Below are 20231 nucleotides of genomic sequence, written 5' to 3'. Positions count from 1 at the left end.
GGTCAAGGACGACAGCAGTGGCTTCGTGGGGAGAACCCCCCACCTCCCGAGAAAGGGATCGCCGTGGCTTCCGGAGCAGAGCGTAGGCCCATCATCACAGATGGTCTTCCCACCCAGCTCCCTGATACCGATCCAGACGAAACCCGTGAATGGATCGAGTCCCTCGACGCCGTCCTGGACGAACGAGGGCAGGAGCGTGCCCGTTACCTGATGCTGCGGTTGCTCGAACGTTCCCGCGAGCGCCAGGTGGGCGTTCCAGGCGTACGCAGCACCGACTACATCAACACCATCCCGCCCGAGAAGGAGCCGTGGTTCCCGGGCGACGAGCACGTCGAGCGCCGGATCCGGGCCTATATCCGGTGGAATGCCGCGATCATGGTGTCGCGGGCCAACCGCAAGGGCCTGGAGGTCGGCGGGCACATCGCGACCTACCAGTCGGCCGCGAGTCTCTACGAGGTCGGCTTCAACCACTTCTTCCGGGGCAAGGACCACCCCGGCGGCGGGGACCAGGTCTTCATCCAGGGCCACGCCTCCCCCGGTATCTACGCCCGGGCGTTCCTCGAGGGCCGGCTGAGCGAGAGCCACCTCGACGCGTTCCGCCAGGAGGTCTCGCACGGCTTCGGCAACGGCCTGTCGAGCTACCCCCACCCGCGGCTGATGCCGAACTTCTGGGAGTTCCCCACCGTCTCGATGGGCCTCACCGCGGTCAACGCGATCTACCAGGCACGTTTCAACCGCTACCTGTCCCACCGCGGCATCAAGGACACGTCGGACCAGCATGTGTGGGCGTTCCTCGGCGACGGGGAGATGAGCGAGGTCGAGTCGCTCGGCGCCATCGGGGTCGCGTCCCGCGAGGAGCTCGACAACCTCACGTTCGTCATCAACTGCAACCTGCAGCAGCTCGACGGACCCGTCCGCGGCAACGGCAAGGTCATCCAGGAGCTCGAGTCCTTCTTCCGCGGCGCCGGGTGGAACGTCATCAAGGTGATCTGGGGACGCGACTGGGACCCGCTGCTCGCCCAGGACACCGACGGCGTGCTCGTCAACAAGATGAACACCACCCCCGACGGGCAGTTCCAGACCTACTCCGTCGAGACCGGTGAGTACATCCGGGAGAACTTCTTCGGCGGCGACACCCGACTGCGGGCGATGGTCGACGGCATGTCCGACGACGACCTGCGCAAGCTGTCCCGGGGCGGGCACGACTACCGCAAGGTCTACGCGGCGTTCAAGTCCGCCACCGAGCACGTCGGCCAGCCCACGGTCATCCTCGCCCACACGATCAAGGGCTGGACGATCGAGGCGCTGGAGGGCCGCAACGCGACCCACCAGATGAAGAAGCTCACCAAGGACGACGTAAAGAAGTTCCGCGACCGGCTCTACCTCCCGATCTCCGACAAGGCGATCGACGAGAGCGACCTCCCGCCCTATTACCACCCCGGGCCGGAGGACGAGGAGATCGCGTACATGCTGGAGCGGCGGCGTACGCTCGGCGGGCCTGTGCCCGAGCGTCGGGCACACCCGACGCCGCTGAAGCTGCCCGGCGACCCCGTCTACGCCGATATCCGGAAGGGGTCGGGGAAGCAGAAGATCGCCACCACGATGGCGTTCGTCCGGCTCCTGCGCGACCTGATGAGGGACAAGGAGATCGGCGCGCGGTTCGTGCCGATCGCGCCGGACGAGTTCCGGACCTTCGGCATGGACTCGATGTTCCCCACGGCGAAGATCTACGATCCGCACGGCCAGACGTACGAAGGAGTCGACCGCAAGCTGCTGCTCTCGTACAAGCAGTCCGAGCAGGGCCAGCTGCTGCACGAAGGCATCAGCGAGGCTGGCGCGATGGGCTCGGTGACGGCGGCAGGCACGTCGTACGCCACCCACGGCGAGCCGATGATCCCGGTCTACATCTTCTACTCGATGTTCGGGTTCCAGCGCACGGGCGACTTCATGTGGGCGTTGGGCGACCAGATGGGCCGCGGCTTCCTCATCGGCGCGACCGCCGGGCGGACCACACTGACCGGCGAGGGTCTGCAGCATGCCGACGGTCACTCCCAGCTGCTAGCAGCGACCAACCCGGCGTGTGTCGCCTACGATCCGGCGTTCGCGTTCGAGATCTCCTACATCGTCAAGGACGCCTTGCGCAGGATGTACGGCTCCTCCGACGAACACCCCCACGGCGAGGACGTCTTCTACTACCTCACCGTCTACAACGAGCCGCAGGTCCAGCCCGCCGAGCCGGCCAACCTCGACGTCGACGGCCTGCTCCGCGGCATTTACCTCTGCGCGCCTTATCCCCGCCCGACCGATCGGCGTACACCGCGGGCGCAGCTGCTCGCGTCCGGCGTCGCGGTGCCGTGGGCGCTGGAGGCGCAGTGGATGCTGTCCGAGGAGTGGGGCGTCGCGACCGACGTCTGGTCGGTGACGTCGTGGAACGAGCTGCGTCGCGAGGCGGTCGGCTGCGAGCGGTGGAACCTCCTCAACCCCGACAGCCCGCAGCGGATCCCGTTCCTCTCGAGCAAACTCGAGAACGCCCCCGGGCCGTTCGTGGCGGTCAGCGACTGGATGCGAGCGGTTCCTGACCAGATCTCCCGATGGGTACCGGGCGAGTACACCTCGCTGGGCACGGACGGGTTCGGGTTCGCCGACACCCGGCCGGCGGCCCGGCGGTACTTCAACGTCGACGCGCCGTCCATCGTGGTGGGTACGCTCGCCGCCCTGGCGCGGCGAGGGGAGGTGAAGCCGTCGACGGTACGTGAGGCCGCGGACCGCTACTCCATCGCCGACCCCACCGCCGTACGCGACGTCGCGCAGGAGGGCGGCGACGCCTGAGAAGGCGACAACCTCTGAGTTGGCGGGCGGTGGATCGACAGCCTCGCGGGCTTATGATCCACCGCCCGCTTGTTTGTGTCGGGCCGGGTGACCAGGCGGGCTCAGTTTCAGGGCTCCGTTCGTTGCTTCCGTCTGCGTACGGCCATGATCACGATCTCGGAGCGGTCCACGACTTCCTGGTTGTCGACGCATACCTGTACACGCTCGTAACGCTCGGACAACTCCGCAGCGGTGCGGGCTCCCCGCGGGGAGAGGAAGACCGCTGGCGACTCGTCTTCAGCGCCGCACAGACCCATCACGACGGCTCGGCCGATCTCGCCCACTCCGATGAGTCCGATGTGCGGCATGGTGGCTGACCCTCTCGTGTGAGACGCGCGGCCAGCTCAGCGGCGGACGCGGTAACGGATATGGGTGGCATCCGAGGTGTCGATCACCCGATCGATCTCCAACTCGATGCGCGACGGAAGCACTTCGAACAACCGACGACCAGCGCCGAGCAGCACCGGAATCTGGTGGATCTGCAACTCGTCGAGCACCCCGGTCTCGAGTGCCCGCTGCGCGGTGTACGCGCCATGTACCATCACGTCCCGGCCCTCGGCCGCAAGCCCCCTCCTTGCCTTCGACGGGCGAACGACCCATCCGGGTGCACCGGCACCGGCTGTCAGGGACGGTCGGTGCCGGGCGCACCCAGGTGCGCGATCTCAGCCGGTCTGCTCGCCGTCTTGGAGCGTGGTGACCGGCGCCGTGCCGTTGGCCTCCGCCTTCGGTGCGTTGGCGCTGTCCTGCATCCCGTTCAGCAGGGTGCGAGCCAAGCCGAGGCCGGTGCCACCCATGGTGAGCGCCTTGGCCAGCAGGTCCGAGACGCCGTCGGCACCGTTGAGCACGACCATGTGGTCGACGTTGCCGAACGCCTTCGCGCCCTCGCCCACGATCTCCGGCCACTTCTCGGCCAGCTGCTGCGCCACGACCGCGTCCGGGTTTTCCGCGAGCGCGGCCGCGCGCGCCTTGATCGCCTCGGCTTCGGCCAGGCCCTGAGCCTGGGCCGCCTCGGCCTGCGCGAGCCCCCGCGCCCGTGCCGCGGCGGCGTCCGCCTCACCGGTGGTGCGGGTCGCCTGCGCCTCTGCCTGCGCACGCAGCTCGGTTTCCTTGGCCTCAGCCTGTGCGGCGGAGATGCGAGCGTCGCGGTCGGCGTCGGCGATCGTCCGGGTCTCGTAGGCACGCGCATCGGCGGGCTTGCGTACGTCCGACTGCAGCTTCTGCTCGGCCAGCTGGGCGGCGAGCTCGGCCGCCTCTGTCTCTGCCCTGATGACGTCCTGGCGGGCCGACGCCTCGGCCAGAGGGCCGGACTGCCGCGCCTTCGCGGCCGCCTGGTCGACCTCGGCCTGGTACTGAGCCTGCTTGATCTGGCTCTGCCGGACCGCACCTGCCTTCTCGGCCGCGGCGTCCTGCTCGGCCGTGGTGGCCTCCTGGTCACGCTGCGCCTCGGCGATCCGCGCCTGCGCGGCCACCGCCGCAGCATGCGGCTTGCCGAGGTTGGTGATGTAGCCGGTGGAATCGTCGATCTCCTGGATCTGGAACGAGTCGACGACGAGGCCGAGCTTGCTCATCTCGTCGGCCGACGAACCGCGGATCTCCGAAGCCAGGCGCTCGCGGTTGAGGATGAGGTCCTCGACCGTGAGGTTGCCGATGATCGAACGCAGGTGCCCGGCGAACAGCTCGTGGATCTGGCTGTCCATCGTGGCCTGCTGGTCGAGGAAACGCCGGGCCGCGTTGGCGATCGAGGCGAAGTCGTCGCCCACCTTGTAGATCACCACGCCGCGCACGTGGACAGGGATCCCCTGCTTGGTGACGCAGCCGACCTGCAGCGTCGCTGACCGGGAGTCGAGGAGCAGCCGACGGGCCGTCTGGAAGCCCGGCAGCACGAGCTTGCCCTTGCCGGTGACGATCTTGAAACCGAGACTCTCAGCGGTGTCGGTGTTCTCCCCCCGGGCACCCAGCCCGGAGATGATGAGCGCTTCGTTAGGTTCGGCCACCTTCCAGATGGCGCGGAACGCCAGGACGATGACCACCACAGCGCCGAGCGCGATGGCCACGTAGAGGTACCACGGCATGAGTGACGTCAGAGCTCCTTAGCCAAGACCTACGCCTCCACATGAGGCTGGCCAAGCCTAGGACGCGGGTGCCGACTTTTCATGATCGACTGGGATTTCGCGGCGGGTGCGGCACCTTCGTGACAGGACACGTCGACAGGAACCGTGTGCGGCCGACAGTCGCGAGGCTCAGACTCGGCTACCGGACTCCTCCGCTCGCATGAACGCCAGTGCCCGCTGGGTGATCTCCTCCGTACGCTCGAGTCCGAGCGCGTGACCGGCACCGTCGAGCTGTTGGAAATCGGCCGACGGGATCCGTCGGGCGAGCTCCCGGCCGGCCGCCACCGGGATCACCGGGTCGGCGGTGCCGTGTTGCACCAGGACCCTTGGCCGCAACCCGCCGACGCGCGACCAGCTGGAGTGCCGCACCGTTGCGAGGGACTGGTGCAGCAGGCCGCGCAGGCAGGTCGGTTCGGCGAGCATCGCCTCGACCGCCCGCCAACATTCTCCGTCGCGCGGCGCAGTCGCCGCGAAGTCGCCCGAGATGTTCGCACACAGGAACCGCTCGACCTGGACGTCCAACGGCACCGGTCTGACGGTGCGGACCGCGAGCGCGAGCACCTCCCGGACGCCGCGTCGCGTCACCAGCGCGGGACCGCGCGGCAGGCCACCCGACGTACATCCCAGCACCAGCGAGTGGACGCGTTCGGGGAACGCGAGGGCTAGTTCCTGCGCCACCATCCCGCCCATGGATGCACCGATCACGTGCGTACGACGGACACCGAGCGCGTCCAGCACGGCCACGGCGTCGGCGGCCATCGTCCGCGTCGACCACGGTCGCCACGGGACACCGGACCTGCCGCAGCCACGGTTGTCCATCGCCACCACCGTGTGGCCGGCCGCCCGCAGCGGTGCGACGACGGGAGCCCAGATCCGCGCGTTGGCGCCCAGGCCCATCAGGAGGAGGACCGCGGCCCGGGGGCGGCTCGCGGGTTCGAAGCACTCGTAGTACAGCGGGAGCCCATCGCGGGCGCGAGTCCAGGCCACGAGCTTCAGCCGAGTGCGTGAGCCACGTAGACCGTGCGTGGTGCGTGGTACTCGACGACGATCACCTGGGTACCGATCTCGAACGTCTCGCCCGGGACGCTCGGGTAGGCGTAGAACGCCTCCACGCCGCCGCGGATCGCCACCATGACCTCGCCGACGAGGCCGGGCCCGATCGTGCCGGTGACCCTCCCCTGCTTGCCAACCATCCGCACCCCTTCTGCCGCCGAGGCTCCTATGATCCCAGCCATGGACGCGCACACCTTCCAGGCGACGCTCGACCGCTCGGAGGAGTCCGGGACAGGGACGTTCGTCAAGGTACCGCTCGATGTCAGGGCGGCGTTCGGCCGTGCGCGGCCGGCGGTCCGGGTCACCATCGGTACGCACACCTTCCGCACAACCGTCGCCGTCTACGGCGGGGAGTACTACGTGGGGATCAACCGGGCCCACCGCGAGGCCGCGGGAGCCGAGGTCGGTGACACAGTGACGGTCACGCTGGTCTCCGACGATGAGCCGCGGGTGGTCGAGCTGCCCGATGATCTCGCCGCGGCATTGCGTTCCGGTGGCGTACTCGACCACTGGAGCCGGCTGTCCTACTCCCATCAGCGGGAGTACGTCGAGTGGATCGGCCAGGCGGCGCGCCCCGAGACCCGCGCCCGCCGGGTCACCCAGACCGTGCAACGGATCGGCGCCGGCCTCCGCCGCCGCTGAGGCCGCGGCGCCGCATCAGTCGCGTCGGGTCCGGGCGAGCAGGTCGTCGACGGGCAGAGTGTTGAGCACCCGGTCGGCGGGTACGCCGCACTCCTCGGCCCGTGCACATCCGTACGGCTGCCAGTCCAGCTGACCTGGTGCGTGCGCGTCGGTGTCGATGGTGAAGTCGCAGCCCTGCTCCACCGCCTGGCGCAGCAGTCGCCGCGGTGGGTCAAGGCGCTCCGGCCTGGAGTTGATCTCCACCGCGACGCCGAACCGCCGGCACGCCTCGAACACGATCTCCACGTTGAACACCGACTCCGGTCGAGTTCCCCGATTGCCCGTGATCAGCCGGCCGGTGCAGTGCCCGAGGATGTCGACGGCCGGGTTGGCGATGGCGGCCACCATGCGAGGCGTCATCTCCGTCGCGGGCATCCGCAGCTTGGAGTGGACGCTCGCCACCACGATGTCGAGTTCAGCGAGGAGGTCGGGCTCCTGGTCGAGGGAGCCGTCCTCGTTGATGTCCACCTCGATGCCGGTGAGGATGCGGAACGGCGCCAGCTCGTCGTTCAACCGGCGTACGACGTCCACCTGCTGGCGAAGGCGTTCGGCGGACAGGCCCCGGGCAACGGTGAGCCGTGGCGAGTGGTCGGTGAGCGCGAGGTAGTCGTGGCCGAGGCCGCGGGCCGCCTCGGCCATCTCACGGATCGGGCTGCCACCATCGGACCATTCCGAGTGGGTGTGCAGGTCGCCCTTGAGCGCCGCACGCAGCTCGTCACCGCCGTCGACGAGAGCGTCGGTCTCGGCCTCCAGCTTCGCGAGGTAACCGGACGTCTCACCGGCGAGGGCCTCCGCCACGACCTTCGCCGAGACGGGTCCGACGCCGGCGAGCTCGGTGAGCGTCCCCCTGGTGGATCTGCGGGCGATCTCCTCGGACGGCAGCTCCTCCAGGGCCCATGCCGCCTTCCGGAACGCACGGACGCGGTGGGTCTGCGCGCGGGAGCGTTCGAGCAGGAAGGCGATGCGCTTCAGCTGGTCAATGGGTTCCACGGTCACAGCGTCTCGCACCACTCGATCTCACCGCTCCGGGTGGCGGCGTTCTGGACAGGAAGGACAGATGCCGGGCAGGCCCCCCGGGACCGCACCGATCCCTACGATGCACGGCAACTCCCCACGATGCGCGGCGAATTTGCCGCGCATCGTGGGGAATGATCACGCATGCGTGATCATTCCCAGCAGACCCTGTGGCGATCTCGCCCCCTATCGGGTGGGTCTGACAGAGAGTACGACAGAATTGCCGAATCGATCACCACGTGTGACCGTTTCCCGGCACTCGCGTGGGAGACTGCCCATGTGTCGAGTCTCAACCGTGCGGTCACCGCAACCCATCTCGAACGCGCGAGTGGCATGCTCGCCTCGGCCACCATCGAGCGGATGCGCGAACGCCTCGACTGGTTCCGCGGAATGGCGCCGCAGGACCGGTCGTGGATCGGGCTCGTCGCGCAGACCTTCTTCGCCGCCTTCGTGGCATGGTTCCGTACCCCTACCGACGGACCCGTCTTCACCGGCGACGTCCTGGGCACGGCACCACGCGAGCTCACCCGCAAGGTGACCCTGCACCAGACGGTGGAGATGATCCGGATCGGCATCGAGGTGGTCGAGGAACGCGTCGAGGAGATCGTTCCCGCCGAGGATGTGCCGAGTGTCCGCGAGGCCGTCCTGCTCTACTCCCGGGAGATCGCCTTCGGCGCGGCCGAGGTCTACGCCCGCGCCGCCGAGATGCGCGGCGCGTGGGACGCCCGCCTCGAAGCGCTCATCGTCGACAACCTGCTACGCGGCGAGGCCGACGAGGCGGTACGGTCGCGGGTCTCGGCGCTGGGCTGGTCGGACGCGACGGCGATCCTCGTGGTTGTCGGGCGCACCCCGGAAGGCGGCGCCGAGGCGGCCGTCGAGCTGATCCGGCGCGACGCCCGGCACGCCCACCTCGACGTTCTCACCGGCGTCCAACGGGATCGGCTGATCGTCATCCTCGGTGGAGTCGAGGACCCGCAGAAGGCCGCCGCCTCCGTCGCCGCCCACTTCGGGCCGGGACCCGTGGTCGCGAGTCCGGTCGTTCCCGACCTGTTGGCCGCGCCTGCGGCGGCGCGCGCCGCGATCGCGGGGTTCCGCGCCGCCCCCGCCTGGCTCGACGCCCCGCGACCGGTTGCCGCCGAGGACCTGCTTCCCGAACGCGCCCTGGCCGGTGACAGCAACGCCCGCCGGCAGCTCGTGACCGACGTCTACGCACCGCTGGACCAGGCCGGCCCGGTCCTGCTCGAGACCCTCGCGGCGTTCTTCGAAAACGGCGCGTCGGTCGAGGCCACCGCGCGGATGCTCTTCGTCCACGCCAACACGGTCCGCTACAGATTGCGCCGAATCACCGAGCTGTCCGGCTATTCGCCGTCCAATCCGCGACATGCGTACACGCTCAGGATTGCGTTGACACTGGGCCGGCTGCACCCACCGGAGGCTCCTCACACGCCGTGACTTTGTCGGGTTCCTACAGCGAACCGCCGGCAAGTTTCGTCCCGCCACGTCGCCCCTTGGCGGCGTTCATTCGTCATCGTGGGAACCGTGCTCGTCATCGTCGCGCCAGGCCAGGGCGCGCAAACGCCTGGCTTCCTCACGCCGTGGCTGGAGGACCCGACCTTCGCCGAACGGCTGCGTTGGCTGTCCGCCGTCTGCGACGTCGACCTCGTGCACTACGGCACCAAGGCCGACGCGGACACGATCCGCGACACGGCGATCGCACAGCCGCTCCTCGTGGGCGCGGGCCTGGTCGCCGCTCTCGCACTGTTCCCGCATCCGGCGGACGCGTTCCGCGTGATCGACCTCGCCGCCGGGCACAGCGTCGGTGAGGTCACCGCGGCCGCTGGCGTGGGCGTCATCAGTGCCGAACAGGCGATGGTGTTCGTCCGCGAGCGCGGCAAGGCGATGGCCGCCGCCGCCGCCAAGGCACCGACCGGCATGATGGCGGTGCTGGGTGGGGATTCTGAGGAAGTGCTCGCCGCCATCGCCGAAAACCACCTCGTCGCCGCCAACAACAACGGTCCCGGCCAGGTCGTCGCCGCAGGCACCCTGGAGGACCTCGAGAACTTCTCCAAGAAGGCGCCCGCGCGGACCCGCCTCGTCCCGCTGCAGGTCGCCGGCGCGTTCCACACCGAGTACGTCGCCCACGCGGTCGACCTGCTCGGCGGCTATGCCAAGGCAATCAGTACGCATGACCCGCGGACCCGCCTGCTGTCCAACCGCGACGGGCACATCGTCCACGACGGCCGTGAGGTCCTGGACCGGATCGTGACCCAGGTGAGTTCACCGGTGCGTTGGGACCTCTGCATGCAGACCATGCAGGATCTCGGGGTCACCGGGATGCTGGAGATGCCGCCGGCAGGCACACTTACCGGCATCGCACGGCGAGCACTGAAGGGCATCGAGACGTTCGCCCTCAAGACTCCCGACCAGCTTGACGACGCGCGTGCGTTCGTCGAGAAACACGGCGAAGGTGGACCGCTGGAGGGCAATCCCACCTGGCGGCTCCTCGTCGCGCCGATGAAGGGCGTGTTCAGCCTCGCACCTGATCTCGCTCTCGATCAGCCGGCGGGCGCCTCCCTGACGCCCGGAGCGGTCGTCGGCAGTGTCAAAAGCCTGCGTGACGACCTACCGGTCGCCGCCCCACATGGCGGCATCGTGGTCGAGTGGCTGGTCGAGGACGGCGATCCCGTCTCGCCCGGCCAACCGATCGTCCGGCTCCACCCGGCGGTGAGTGCCACGTGACAAGTGCGATCCGGTCAGCCACCGGCGTGTCCCATGCGCGCATCCTGGGCGTCGGTGGCTACCGACCGTCCCGGATCGTGTCGAACGCCGAGATCTGTGAACGGATCGACTCGTCCGACGAGTGGATCCGTACCCGGTCCGGCATCGTGAGCCGCCGGTGGGCCACGCCTGAGGAAACGGTCGCCTCGATGTCCGTCGCCGCGGGCGGCAAGGCCCTCGCCGACGCGGGCGTCCAGGCCGATCAGGTCGACTGCGTACTCGTCTCCACGGTCTCGCACCTGTCCCAGACGCCGGCCATCTCCACCACGATCGCCGCCGAGCTCGGCACCGGCGGCGTCGCGGCGTTCGACATCTCAGCCGCATGCGCCGGCTTCTGCTACGGCATCGAGCTGGCTCAGTCGATGGTGCGTACCGGCTCGGCGACCTACGTGCTCGTGATCGGTGTCGAGCGGCTGTCCGACCTCACCGATCTCACCGACCGGTCGACCGCGTTCCTCTTCGGCGACGGCGCTGGGGCGGCGCTCGTGGGACCGTCGGACCAACCGGGCATCGGGCCGGTCGTCTGGGGCTCTGACGGCCACCAGGCCGATGTCATCCGCCAGCAGGAGAACTGGGACGACGCCCTGGCCTCTGGTGAGTTCCCGCACCTGATGATGCAGGGCAACCAGGTGTTCCGGTGGGCGTCGTACGCCATGGCCAAGGTCGCACAGCAGGCGCTCGACGCAGCGGGCGTGAGCCCGGCCGAGCTCGACGCCTTCATCCCGCACCAGGCCAACATGCGCATCACCGACGCCATGGCCAAGGCACTGAAGCTGCCCGACCATGTCGTCATCGCCCGCGACATCGCCGAACAGGGCAACACCTCGGCGGCGTCCATCCCGCTGGCCATGGAGCGCATGCTCGCGGCCGGCGAGGTGAAAAGCGGGGACACCGCACTGATCATCGGTTTCGGGGCCGGCCTGGTCTATGCAGCTCAGGTCATCCGTATTCCATAACACCGCCAGCCGACCTCGCCCTCGATCCCCGGGCGCGGCATCACACTCGAAACAGAAGAAGGAGCATCAACGTATGGCCACCACCGAGGAGATTCGCGTAGGGCTCGCGGAGATCGTCAACGAGGTCGCGGGAATCCCGGCCGAGGACATCCAGCTCGACAAGTCGTTCACCGACGACCTCGACGTCGACTCGCTGTCGATGGTCGAAGTGGTCGTCGCGGCCGAGGAGAAGTTCAGCGTCAAGATCCCCGACGACGAGGTGAAGAACCTCAAGACCGTCGGCGACGCTGTCGCGTTCATCGAGCAGTCACAGGGCTGACGACGGCGCGGCCGGGCGGGTGGGTGATGACCCGGAACATCCCACCCGCTGGCCGCGTCCGCACCACGCGATGGGAAAAGCACAGATGTTTCTGCAGTACGAAGAAATGGGGAGATCCCGATGAGCACCAAGGTTGTCATCACAGGACTAGGTGCCACGACCCCGCTCGGCGGCGATGTCGCCTCGACCTGGGAGGGCCTGCTGGCAGGGCGTTCCAGGGCGAGAACCCTCACCGACGAGCGTTTCGCCGACCTGCCCGCCCGAGTCGCCGCTCCCGCCGCGGTCGACCCCACCGAGGTCATCCCGCGGGTGGAGGCGCGCAAGCTCGACAGGTACGAACAGTTCGCGCTCGTCGCCTCTCGTGAGGCGTGGAAGGACGCGGGACTGGACGGTGCCGACGTTCCGGGTGAGCGCATCGCGGTCTCGGTCGCGTCGGGCATCGGCGGTCTCATCAGCATGCTCGACATCTACGACGTCCTGCAGGCCAAGGGCCCCCGGCACGTGTCGCCATACACGATCCCGATGATCATGCCGAACGGTGGCGCTGCCTGGGTGGGCCTCGACATCGGCGCTCGCGCGGCGGTCCAGACGCCGGTCGCGGCCTGTGCGTCGGGCAACGAGGCGATCCGGCACGGGCTCGAGATCATCCGTTCGGGCAAGGCCGACGTCGCGATGGTGGGGGGCGCCGAGGCGGCCATCCACCGGCTGCCGGTGGCGGCGTTCGGCGCGATGATGGCGCTCTCCCGCCGCAATGACGAGCCGGAGCGGGCGTCCCGGCCGTTCGACAAGGCGCGTGACGGCTTCGTCCTCGGTGAGGGCGGCGCCGCCATGGTGCTCGAGTCCGAAGAGCACGCCCTGCGGCGTGGCGCCCGGATCTATGCCGAGGTCGCGGGTTCGGGTGCGTCTGCTGACAGTCACCACATCGTCCAACCCGACCCCGAGGGCAAGGGCAACGCCGCAGCGATGCGTGAGGCGCTGGCCGACGCCGGCATCCAACCGGCAGAGCTCAGCCACATCAACGCGCACGCGACCTCGACGCCGGCCGGCGACATCGCCGAGGCGGTCGGTATCCGTACCGTCCTGGGCAAGGCGGCCGACGGCGTCCTGGTCACGGCACCGAAGGGGTCGCTGGGGCACCTGCTGGGCGCAGCGGGCGTGGCCGAGTCGATCGCGACCGTCCTCGCCCTCCACCACCGCGTCGTCCCGCCGACGGCCAACCTCGACGACCTCGACGACGAGGTGGCCCTGGACGTCGCGACCGAACCGCGCAAGCTGCCGGACGGCCCCCTCACCGCGATCAACAACTCGTTCGGGTTCGGTGGTCACAACCTCGTCATCGCGTTCCGTACGCCCTGAGGAGACTCCGGTCGACGCTGAGTGTCGCTGACCGGCGCTGGGTGAGACAGTGGTCGGAGCGCGACAGCGCGGGTCGACCACCCGGCGAGACCCTCGACCTAGCGACCGGAGTGAAAGGAACGTGACCGTCACCGAGAACCAGGCCGGCACCGCTGCCAATCCCGCGGCAGGCGGCTCCGCTGCCAAGCCGGCCAGGCCGCCACGCGAGCAGGACCCGCGCTACCCGCGCAACCGGCTCGCCGCCCTGCTCGACCCGGAGAGCATCGAGTTCCTCACACCCGAGGACGCCAGCGGCATGCTCGCGGTCACCGGCCGCGTGAACGGTCGACCGGTCGTGGCCTTCTGCTCCGATCCCACCATCCAGGGCGGGGCGATGGGCCACGAAGGGTGCGAGGTCGTGGTCACCGCCTATGATCGCGCCCTCGCCGACGGCGTACCCGTCATCGGTCTGTGGCACAACGGCGGTGCGCGGCTCGCCGAGGGAGTGCTGTCGCTGCACGCGGTCGGCCGCATCTTCCACGCGATGACCCGCGCGTCCGGCAAGATCCCCCAGATCTCTGTGGTGCTGGGGCCGGCGGCTGGTGGGGCCGCGTACGGTCCGGCACTCACGGACGTGGTCATCCTCGGTCCGGAGGGCCGCATCTTCGTCACGGGCCCCGACGTCGTGCGTTCGGTCACAGGTGAGGACGTCGACATGTTGCGGCTCGGCGGTCCGGAGCCGCACGGTCGCCGCTCCGGCGTCGTCCACATCGTCACCGAGACCGAACAGGCAGCGCTCGAGGAGGGACGCCGGCTGGCCGATCTCTTCGGCACGCAGGGCGAGGTCGACATCTCGGCGGTGGACGACACCGACCTGTCCGACCTGCTACCGGAGTCCGCCCGCCGGGCGTACGACGTCCACCCGCTGCTCGACGCCGTACTCGACGAGGGCACTGGCGTCGAGCTCCATCCCCGCTGGGCGCCCAACATCGTGACGACCCTGGGCCGCTTCGGTGGGCGTACCGTCGGGGTGATCGCCAACAACCCGCTCCGGCTGGGCGGCTGCCTCGACTCCACCTCGGCGGAGAAGGCTGCGAGGTTCGTCCGGATGTGTGACGCGTTCGGCGTTCCCCTGATCGTCGTCGTCGACGTGCCCGGCTACCTCCCTGGCGTGGGGCAGGAGTGGGATGGTGTCGTGCGGCGCGGGGCGAAGCTGCTGCACGCGTTCGCCGAGACGGTGGTGCCACGGGTCACGCTCGTGACGCGCAAGGCCTACGGCGGTGCGTACATCGCGATGAACTCCCGGGCGCTCGGCGCGACCAGGACGTTCGCCTGGCCGACCGCGGAGATCGCGGTGATGGGCTCGATCGCGGCGATCCGCATCCTGCACAGGCGCAAGCTGGCCGAGGTCGAGCCGGAGATCCGGCCGCAGGTCGAGGCCGAGCTGGCGGTCGAGCACGAGAAGCTCGTCGGCGGGCTCGACAAGGCCGTCTCGCTCGGTGTCATCGACGAGGTGGTCTCCCCGAAACAGACCCGGACCCGGCTGGCGTCAGCGCTGGCCGAGGCGGAGGCGACCAGGGGCCGGCACGGCAACATCCCGCTGTGAGGACTGACCCGCGTCACGCACCGCGTCGTTGCGCTGTCCCGCGGTCTGACGCCGGCCACACGTAGGGCAGGTCGTCGGGAACGTCGGGGAACTGTGCGCCGTAGTAGGCGGGGTCCTTGCGAACCAGCGCCGACTGGTGACTGTGGTGGAACGCCTGGTCGCCGAGCCAGGGCGGCAGCTCGTTCGCCCGCGCCAACTCCTCCTGGACACGTACGACGTCGCGGCCGGTGCGGCTGAGGTACTCGGTCCGTAGGCTGGCAGCGCAGGTGTCGCCTCGGCCAGCTTCCGCCCACACCCGGCAGACCTCCAGGCCGTACCGCACCAGCGCTTCCTCGTAGCCGGTCCACATGCGTACGACCGGGTGGTGGCGCCATCCGTAGCCGGCTCTCGTCAGTCCGCGGAGCACCTGCAGGGCCTCGACTCGCTGCTTGCCCAGCCGGCGCCGGTCGAGGACCCGGGCGCTGGCCGCGAAGTCGTCGTACGGCAGAAACGTCTGCATCCCTTCAGCGTAGGTCGGGTCGTGACCGGTGGCGGTCGGCAGGCGTCCGGACAGCGCCATGCGCGTTGACCGCGCCCTGCCGGGCGTCGACTATTCCGGCACCGCGTCCTTCCTGCCATGGAGGTATGCAAGCATGCCAACCCGCGCCCTGCGTGCTCGCCGGCTGCTCGGCCCGGCCCTCGCTCTCGGTCTCTGCTGCGCAGCCATCGCCACCGGTGGGACGCCGGCAGCAGTCGCCGCCGACCCGCCAGCGAGCGCCGCGCGCACTGCGGGCTCGGCGGCCGTGGGCGTCACCGACATGGTTCGGCTCGGCGACGCCGTCAGCGAGAGGGCGCATCGCCTCTCCACGAGCGGCCCTGCCAAGTCCGCACGCGGCGAGGTCGAGGCCGGCCAGCTCACCGAGGCGTACTCCGCCCGGTCGGTCCGCGATGGTGGGCGCTTCAGCGTGCGGCTCGACGTGGACCGCACGCAACCGCTGACCCTGCAGTTCAGGGAGATCCGGCCGAACGACGCGTGGGGTGAGACGTTCGGCTTCCGGGTGCTCCTCGACGGAACCCTCTTCTACGTCAGGGATCCCGCGACCAGTGATCCCGGAGGCGGTCCGTACTCCTCGTTCTTCCTCGACTCCGCCGACCCGGCCGTCATCGGCGACGGTGAGGTCGTCGTCACTGTCGAAGGGAGCAGCTCCGAGCCGGCGTACGTCGGGGAGATCTGGGCGTACGCCGACCTGCCGGGCATGGTCAACGCCCAGGACATGCGGGTGCCCGACCGGATGGTGTTCGTGCTGGGCCAGGACCACCGCGGCGAGGCGTACTTCCGCAGCCGGCTCGACTACGTGAGGTCCGCCATCCACGAGAGTCCCGAGGTGGGTCGCGGCATGGCGGTCCTCGACTACTTCCCGGTACGCAGCGCCGCGCAGATGAGCGCCAACTACCAGCTGTGGCTGCGGCTCTCCCGCGAGTACGGCCTGCCCTTCGGCATCGAGTCCACGAGCGACTGGGAGGGCACACCCGGTGGAGTGCCCGACGGCAAGGGCGGGACGTTCGGCGACCTCGAGTACCACCAGGTGTTGTGGAGCCCGCAGGACCAGACCGGGCCCGACAAGGACGTGTTCCGCGACCAGCGCCTCGACGACCTGCTCGGTGAGGCGTACGAACCACGCTACGGGCTCTCGGTACCCAACATCTGGGGCAGCACGCCGTGGCTCACGTGGCGGAACCCCGACCTGAACGCCTACCTGGAGAAGAAGGCGGACGAGTCGCTCGACGTCATCCGACCACTGGTCTGGGATCTGCAGCGCAGCGGCGAGGCGGATCGGGTGCTGGACTTCTCGACGACGATGGAGAGCACGTACTGGTCGAAGCGGGGCGGCAAGGGTGTGGCCGACCAGGCGTACACGGACTACAACGGGGGCGTCGAACGGCGAGACCTGTATGCCGACTACAACCCGAGCACGGTCGCGGCGGCCAAGGCGGAAGGGGTCGTGCTGGATCCGGCCGACGGGCTGTCGGAGGCGGAGAAGCGCTGGCTCTTCAGGAACCAGTCCTACCCACAGCAGCTGTTCGCCGACGTCTTCTACGCGGGCCTTCCGCGGCAACGGATCGACGCCGGCGCCGACGGCGCTGTCTTCCCGACCGACGGGCTCCGGCACAACGTGCACGCCGAGGTGTACTCCCGCATGCAGGAGCCGTACTGGGACGACGTACACCCCAGCATCGCGCAGGGCATCGTCCATCGGGCAAGGCCCGGCTCGGAGTACATCGAGCTCGACGACTACACCAAGGGGGGCTTCTGGCACCTGCAGAAGAGCCGGGAGTTCGGCCGGATCGCCAACCCGAACCTCGAGAACTCCGTCTCCGGCTACGCACCCGACAAGACGATGCTGCTTCGGCAGACCTACGTCAACGGATCGCGCTACACGTCCATCTACAACTGGCAGGGAGCCGACTCGCCGGACGCGGTCGCGACCTGGGTGAACCCGTTCGTCGACGACCTGCATCCGTGGGACGTGGTCCGCGATGCCCCACCCGACGGCGAGCTGACCGGACGCCGGTCGGTGTCGACGACGTTCACGGCCGGAGACCTGCGACTGATGAGCAAGGTGGACGTCCGGACCGAACGCACCGGATCCCCAACCCCGCTACGGCTCACGGTCACCGACGACACCGGCCGGGTGGTGACGATGCGGCACCTGTCGGGCGCGGAGATCCCGGCGAGTGGCTGGACCTCCTTCGACGTCCCCGTGGTGTCGCTGGACAAGGGACGGGCGTACACGGTGACGGTCGAGCAGGTCGGTGGCGGATCGGCTCCGGCGTACGCGTTCGGAACGACGGGCGGGGAGCTCGCGCTTCGCGTCGGACTCGACATGACGGCCGAACGCGACCGCAGCCTGGTGATCCAGTGGCGTCGCGACGCCGCCGACACCATCGACAATGTAGGGGACGACCTCGGTCCCGGCGACACCCAGGCGAAGGTGCTGCTCGCCGCCGCCAGGGTGGCGCTGGCGAAGAACCGGTACGTCGAGGCCTACCGGCTCGCGATCAAGGCCGACTCGCTCCGCTTCCCCGTGCTCTACCAGGTGAGGGGCGGTGGCAAGGGAGAGTTGACACCGTTCCCCGTGGCGGTCGCGCCGCACAGTGACGTGGACATCGACGTGACGGCGTACTCCCCCGGTCGCACGCTGGACCTGTCGGTCCGAGGCTACGCGGCAGGTTCGGCCACGTTCACGGTGTCGGGCTTCGGTGAGGACCCGCGAGTGACCGTGGACGGTGAGCCGGTGCCGGTCGACCTGGCCGCTGGCAATGCCAATGCCACGATCGACCTGCCCGACACCACCGCCCACGAGGTGCGCGTGACGAGGTAGACCTGGACGCATGCGCACGCGGGTCCAGGTGTATGTGGAGAACGATGTCGCCATGGCGTTCGACCACGGGTCGGCCGCCTGGAGCTTCGAGGTCGACGTGTGGGGCCGGTGTGGCCAGGGTCCGGATGAGGCGAAGGCGCTCGGCGACCTGAACTCTCAGCTCGGCAAGGATGCCGACCTGGTGGTCGCCGAACGCGTCCGGGGTGACGAACGGGCGTTCCATCGGGACCATCGGCCGGCGACGGACGCGGAACGGCGCGCCACCCTGGCGGTCCTCGCCGACAGTCGCCGGGACGTGATGGCGCTCGTGCGTGCCTGCCCGGACGCGGTGCTCGACTGGGACGACCCGCACCGGGCACTTCCCTCGTACGCCTCCTGGCGGACTGTCCGGCAGGTCGCCTGGCACATCGTCGACACCGAGAGTCGCTACTACCTGCCGATGACCGGGCTCGGCTACCGCGAACCGGCCGGAGACCTTCTCGCCGAGCTTGAACTGTCCGCAGCGCACGTACGCAAGGCGGTCGAGACCATGCCCGCCGACCTCGTACGCACCACGAACGGCGCGACGTGGACCTCGGTCAAGCTCCTGCGTCGCCTCGCCTGGCACGAGCGCGGCGAACTCGCCGTGATGCGTGCGCAGGCACGGCGGGCGGCAAAGGCGCCCTCGACGTCCCTACGCCGCCGGTAGCGGACTGGTTGCGGCCGGCAGCGGCCACTTGAGCCCGGGTGAACCGGGACTTTCTGGACACTTCAGGCCTAGTGCGCTATTAACATTCCGGCCGACACGGGTGTAGTTCCCGGTCGACGGCATCCGGTGAACTCTCGGCAGAGAATCGGCAGATAAGAGGTGTGCGCGGTGACGGCGAGACATCGGCCCCGGCAGGGAACCAGTCACCGTAGAACCATCCTGCGCGGAGACCGTCATCGCGGGCGAAGTCCCCAACTGCACTGGCGTCGCGATGTCGCGGTTGGCGGCGCGCGCCGGAACCTCCCGACCGTGATGCCGTACGTCTGCAACCGGCACTGATGTCCGCGCTCGCGGGTCACCGCATTGCTCGGGTCATCACCGGAAACCTCCGTGACCGCTATCCGAGGACCATCGGACGCAACGCCCGACTCGGATCCCACGGTGCCGGCGGAACCTTCCAGGTCGCCGTCGTCAAGACGAACGCCGGAGCCATCGGTTGGGGCATCGCCGCCGGCGAGGTCGGGCCCGCCGACCACCTGGTCGGGCGCCGGGTGGTCGACCTGTTCGACCCGGACGTCGGCGTGACCGATCCCCGTGCCCTCCCGTTGGACTTCGCGCTCCACGACCTGGCCGGCCAGATCCTCGGCAAGCCGGTGTTTCGTCTCCTCGGAGATGCGGGACAGACGGCCGTTCCGTGTTACGACGGGGCGATCTACCTCGACGACCTCACCGTCAAGAACCCGGCCCGCGGTATCGACAAGGTCCTCGCCAACTGCGCGTCCGACCGGCGACTCGGCTATCGGGCGTTCAAGCTCAAGATCGGACGCGGCCACCGCTGGATGCCGGCCAGCGAAGGGATCCGCCGCGACATCGAGGTGACCCGCGCGGTCCGGGCGGCCCACCCCGATGCGCGGATCCTCGTCGACGCCAACGACGGCTACACGACCGGCGAGTTTCTCGCCTACCTCGATGCGGTCGCCGACTGCGGGCTGTTCTGGGTGGAGGAGCCGTTCCGGGAGACCCGCGCCTATCTGCGCCGGCTGCGCCGCTATCTCGACCAACTCGAGTCACGCCCGCTCGTCGCCGACGGGGAACGCGATCCTGACGTCCCCTTCCTTCTCCAGTTGGCGGCCGACGGACTGCTGGACGTTCTGCTCATGGACGTCGTGACGTTCGGATTCACCGCCTGGCGCCAGGTGATGCCTCGCCTGCGGGCAGCCGGCGCGCAGGCATCACCGCACGCATGGGGCCGACCGCTGAAGACGTTGTACGCCGCGCATCTCGCCGCCGGGCTCGGCAACGTCGTCGCGGTCGAGGGCGTACCAGGGCGGACGAAAGGAGTCCGCGCCGACAGCTACCGGTTGGTCGACGGGATGCTCCACCTGTCCGAAGCTCCAGGTTTCGGCCTACCCGTGCCACCGGTGTCCGGCAGCCTGCCGTGACCGGACGGCCGTGACAGA

Annotated in this window: 18 protein-coding genes; 11 read left to right on the top strand and 7 right to left on the bottom strand. The window is 69.3% G+C overall.

Annotated features, from left to right (window positions below; translation table 11 throughout):
• The first annotated feature begins 63 nt into the window (after positions 1 to 63).
• A complete protein-coding gene (gene aceE / locus ABN028_RS06970) occupies positions 64 to 2829 on the top strand; it encodes a pyruvate dehydrogenase (acetyl-transferring), homodimeric type (RefSeq protein ID WP_349329212.1) in 2766 nt (921 codons plus the stop codon).
• 107 nt (positions 2830 to 2936) lie between these two features.
• On the opposite strand, the gene ABN028_RS06965 is transcribed toward aceE, so the two are convergent.
• From ABN028_RS06965 to ABN028_RS06945, 5 genes are all read right to left on the bottom strand, one after another.
• Positions 2937 to 3176 carry an NAD(P)-binding domain-containing protein gene (locus ABN028_RS06965; RefSeq protein WP_349696017.1) on the bottom strand — a complete coding sequence of 80 codons (240 nt, stop codon included), beginning with the start codon at positions 3174 to 3176 and terminating at the stop codon, positions 2937 to 2939.
• Positions 3177 to 3212: 36 nt separating this feature from the next.
• Positions 3213 to 3494, bottom strand: coding sequence for a dihydrofolate reductase family protein (locus ABN028_RS06960; protein ID WP_349329277.1), 282 nt, complete (start codon positions 3492 to 3494; stop codon positions 3213 to 3215).
• A gap of 36 nt (positions 3495 to 3530) precedes the next feature.
• Positions 3531 to 4940 (bottom strand): flotillin family protein, encoded by a 1410-nt coding sequence (locus ABN028_RS06955; protein WP_349696016.1) that lies wholly within the window; start codon positions 4938 to 4940, stop codon positions 3531 to 3533.
• 168 nt (positions 4941 to 5108) lie between these two features.
• Positions 5109 to 5966 carry an alpha/beta fold hydrolase gene (locus ABN028_RS06950; protein WP_349696015.1) on the bottom strand — a complete coding sequence of 286 codons (858 nt, stop codon included), beginning with the start codon at positions 5964 to 5966 and terminating at the stop codon, positions 5109 to 5111.
• A 5-nt stretch (positions 5967 to 5971) separates the two neighbouring features.
• On the bottom strand, positions 5972 to 6214 hold the full coding sequence (locus ABN028_RS06945) for an NfeD C-terminal domain-containing protein (protein WP_349329208.1): 243 nt from the start codon (positions 6212 to 6214) through the stop codon (positions 5972 to 5974).
• On the opposite strand from ABN028_RS06945, the gene ABN028_RS06940 reads away from it, so the two are divergent.
• Entirely contained in the window at positions 6213 to 6674 is a 462-nt protein-coding gene (locus tag ABN028_RS06940; RefSeq protein ID WP_349329207.1) for a YdeI/OmpD-associated family protein, read from the top strand. The two genes, ABN028_RS06945 and ABN028_RS06940, sit on opposite strands and share 2 nt — an antisense overlap.
• A 15-nt stretch (positions 6675 to 6689) precedes the next feature.
• Here the strand turns inward: ABN028_RS06940 and ABN028_RS06935 are convergent, their stop codons facing one another.
• Entirely contained in the window at positions 6690 to 7703 is a 1014-nt protein-coding gene (locus ABN028_RS06935; protein ID WP_349696014.1) for a PHP domain-containing protein, read from the bottom strand.
• A gap of 357 nt (positions 7704 to 8060) precedes the next feature.
• On the opposite strand from ABN028_RS06935, the gene ABN028_RS06930 reads away from it, so the two are divergent.
• The 6 genes from ABN028_RS06930 to ABN028_RS06905 all read left to right on the top strand — a co-directional run bounded on the left by ABN028_RS06930 (position 8061) and on the right by ABN028_RS06905 (position 14721).
• Complete coding sequence (locus ABN028_RS06930; RefSeq protein WP_502877593.1) at positions 8061 to 9179, top strand: PucR family transcriptional regulator; 1119 nt, start codon at positions 8061 to 8063, stop codon at positions 9177 to 9179.
• A gap of 78 nt (positions 9180 to 9257) precedes the next feature.
• Positions 9258 to 10466 (top strand): acyltransferase domain-containing protein, encoded by a 1209-nt coding sequence (locus tag ABN028_RS06925; protein WP_349696013.1) that lies wholly within the window; start codon positions 9258 to 9260, stop codon positions 10464 to 10466.
• Positions 10463 to 11461: a beta-ketoacyl-ACP synthase III gene (locus ABN028_RS06920; RefSeq protein WP_349329203.1), complete on the top strand. Its 999-nt coding sequence runs from the start codon at positions 10463 to 10465 to the stop codon at positions 11459 to 11461. Before ABN028_RS06925 ends, ABN028_RS06920 begins: the two co-directional genes overlap by 4 nt.
• 73 nt (positions 11462 to 11534) lie before the next feature.
• Positions 11535 to 11780: an acyl carrier protein gene (locus ABN028_RS06915; protein ID WP_349329202.1), complete on the top strand. Its 246-nt coding sequence runs from the start codon at positions 11535 to 11537 to the stop codon at positions 11778 to 11780.
• A gap of 120 nt (positions 11781 to 11900) precedes the next feature.
• Positions 11901 to 13136 (top strand): beta-ketoacyl-[acyl-carrier-protein] synthase family protein, encoded by a 1236-nt coding sequence (locus tag ABN028_RS06910; protein WP_349329201.1) that lies wholly within the window; start codon positions 11901 to 11903, stop codon positions 13134 to 13136.
• Between the two features lie 121 nt (positions 13137 to 13257).
• A complete protein-coding gene (locus ABN028_RS06905) occupies positions 13258 to 14721 on the top strand; it encodes an acyl-CoA carboxylase subunit beta (RefSeq protein WP_502877589.1) in 1464 nt (487 codons plus the stop codon).
• Positions 14722 to 14734: 13 nt separating this feature from the next.
• On the opposite strand, the gene ABN028_RS06900 is transcribed toward ABN028_RS06905, so the two are convergent.
• Positions 14735 to 15220 carry an MSMEG_6728 family protein gene (locus ABN028_RS06900; protein WP_349329200.1) on the bottom strand — a complete coding sequence of 162 codons (486 nt, stop codon included), beginning with the start codon at positions 15218 to 15220 and terminating at the stop codon, positions 14735 to 14737.
• Between the two features lie 133 nt (positions 15221 to 15353).
• On the opposite strand from ABN028_RS06900, the gene ABN028_RS06895 reads away from it, so the two are divergent.
• The 3 genes from ABN028_RS06895 to ABN028_RS06885 all read left to right on the top strand — a co-directional run bounded on the left by ABN028_RS06895 (position 15354) and on the right by ABN028_RS06885 (position 20213).
• A complete protein-coding gene (locus tag ABN028_RS06895) occupies positions 15354 to 18083 on the top strand; it encodes a hypothetical protein (protein ID WP_349696012.1) in 2730 nt (909 codons plus the stop codon).
• A gap of 10 nt (positions 18084 to 18093) precedes the next feature.
• Positions 18094 to 18771, top strand: a complete 678-nt coding sequence (locus ABN028_RS06890) for a DinB family protein (protein WP_349696011.1) — start codon at positions 18094 to 18096, stop codon at positions 18769 to 18771.
• 338 nt (positions 18772 to 19109) lie between these two features.
• On the top strand, positions 19110 to 20213 hold the full coding sequence (locus ABN028_RS06885; RefSeq protein WP_349329197.1) for an enolase C-terminal domain-like protein: 1104 nt from the start codon (positions 19110 to 19112) through the stop codon (positions 20211 to 20213).
• Positions 20214 to 20231: the final 18 nt, after the last annotated feature.

Origin of the sequence: Actinopolymorpha sp. B17G11 (assembly GCF_040196095.1) — a bacterium.
GTDB lineage: Bacteria > Actinomycetota > Actinomycetes > Propionibacteriales > Actinopolymorphaceae > Thermasporomyces.
The sequence above is the reverse complement of the archived record's forward strand: the minus strand, read 5'-3'. Positions and strand labels throughout refer to the sequence as shown.

Excerpts from the sequence above, each read along its gene's own strand:
- ABN028_RS06915 (WP_349329202.1), top strand. The coding sequence starts at position 11,535 with ATGGCCACCACCGAGGAGATTCGCGTAGGGCTCGCGGAGATCGTCAAC.
- ABN028_RS06890 (WP_349696011.1), top strand. The coding sequence starts at position 18,094 with ATGCGCACGCGGGTCCAGGTGTATGTGGAGAACGATGTCGCCATGGCG.
- ABN028_RS06955 (WP_349696016.1), bottom strand. The coding sequence starts at position 4,940 with ATGCCGTGGTACCTCTACGTGGCCATCGCGCTCGGCGCTGTGGTGGTC.
- ABN028_RS06885 (WP_349329197.1), top strand. The coding sequence starts at position 19,110 with ATGTCCGCGCTCGCGGGTCACCGCATTGCTCGGGTCATCACCGGAAAC.
- ABN028_RS06940 (WP_349329207.1), top strand. The coding sequence starts at position 6,213 with ATGGACGCGCACACCTTCCAGGCGACGCTCGACCGCTCGGAGGAGTCC.
- ABN028_RS06930 (WP_502877593.1), top strand. The coding sequence starts at position 8,061 with ATGCTCGCCTCGGCCACCATCGAGCGGATGCGCGAACGCCTCGACTGG.
- ABN028_RS06900 (WP_349329200.1), bottom strand. The coding sequence starts at position 15,220 with ATGCAGACGTTTCTGCCGTACGACGACTTCGCGGCCAGCGCCCGGGTC.
- ABN028_RS06965 (WP_349696017.1), bottom strand. The coding sequence starts at position 3,176 with ATGCCGCACATCGGACTCATCGGAGTGGGCGAGATCGGCCGAGCCGTC.
- ABN028_RS06945 (WP_349329208.1), bottom strand. The coding sequence starts at position 6,214 with ATGGCTGGGATCATAGGAGCCTCGGCGGCAGAAGGGGTGCGGATGGTT.
- ABN028_RS06910 (WP_349329201.1), top strand. The coding sequence starts at position 11,901 with ATGAGCACCAAGGTTGTCATCACAGGACTAGGTGCCACGACCCCGCTC.
- ABN028_RS06895 (WP_349696012.1), top strand. The coding sequence starts at position 15,354 with ATGCCAACCCGCGCCCTGCGTGCTCGCCGGCTGCTCGGCCCGGCCCTC.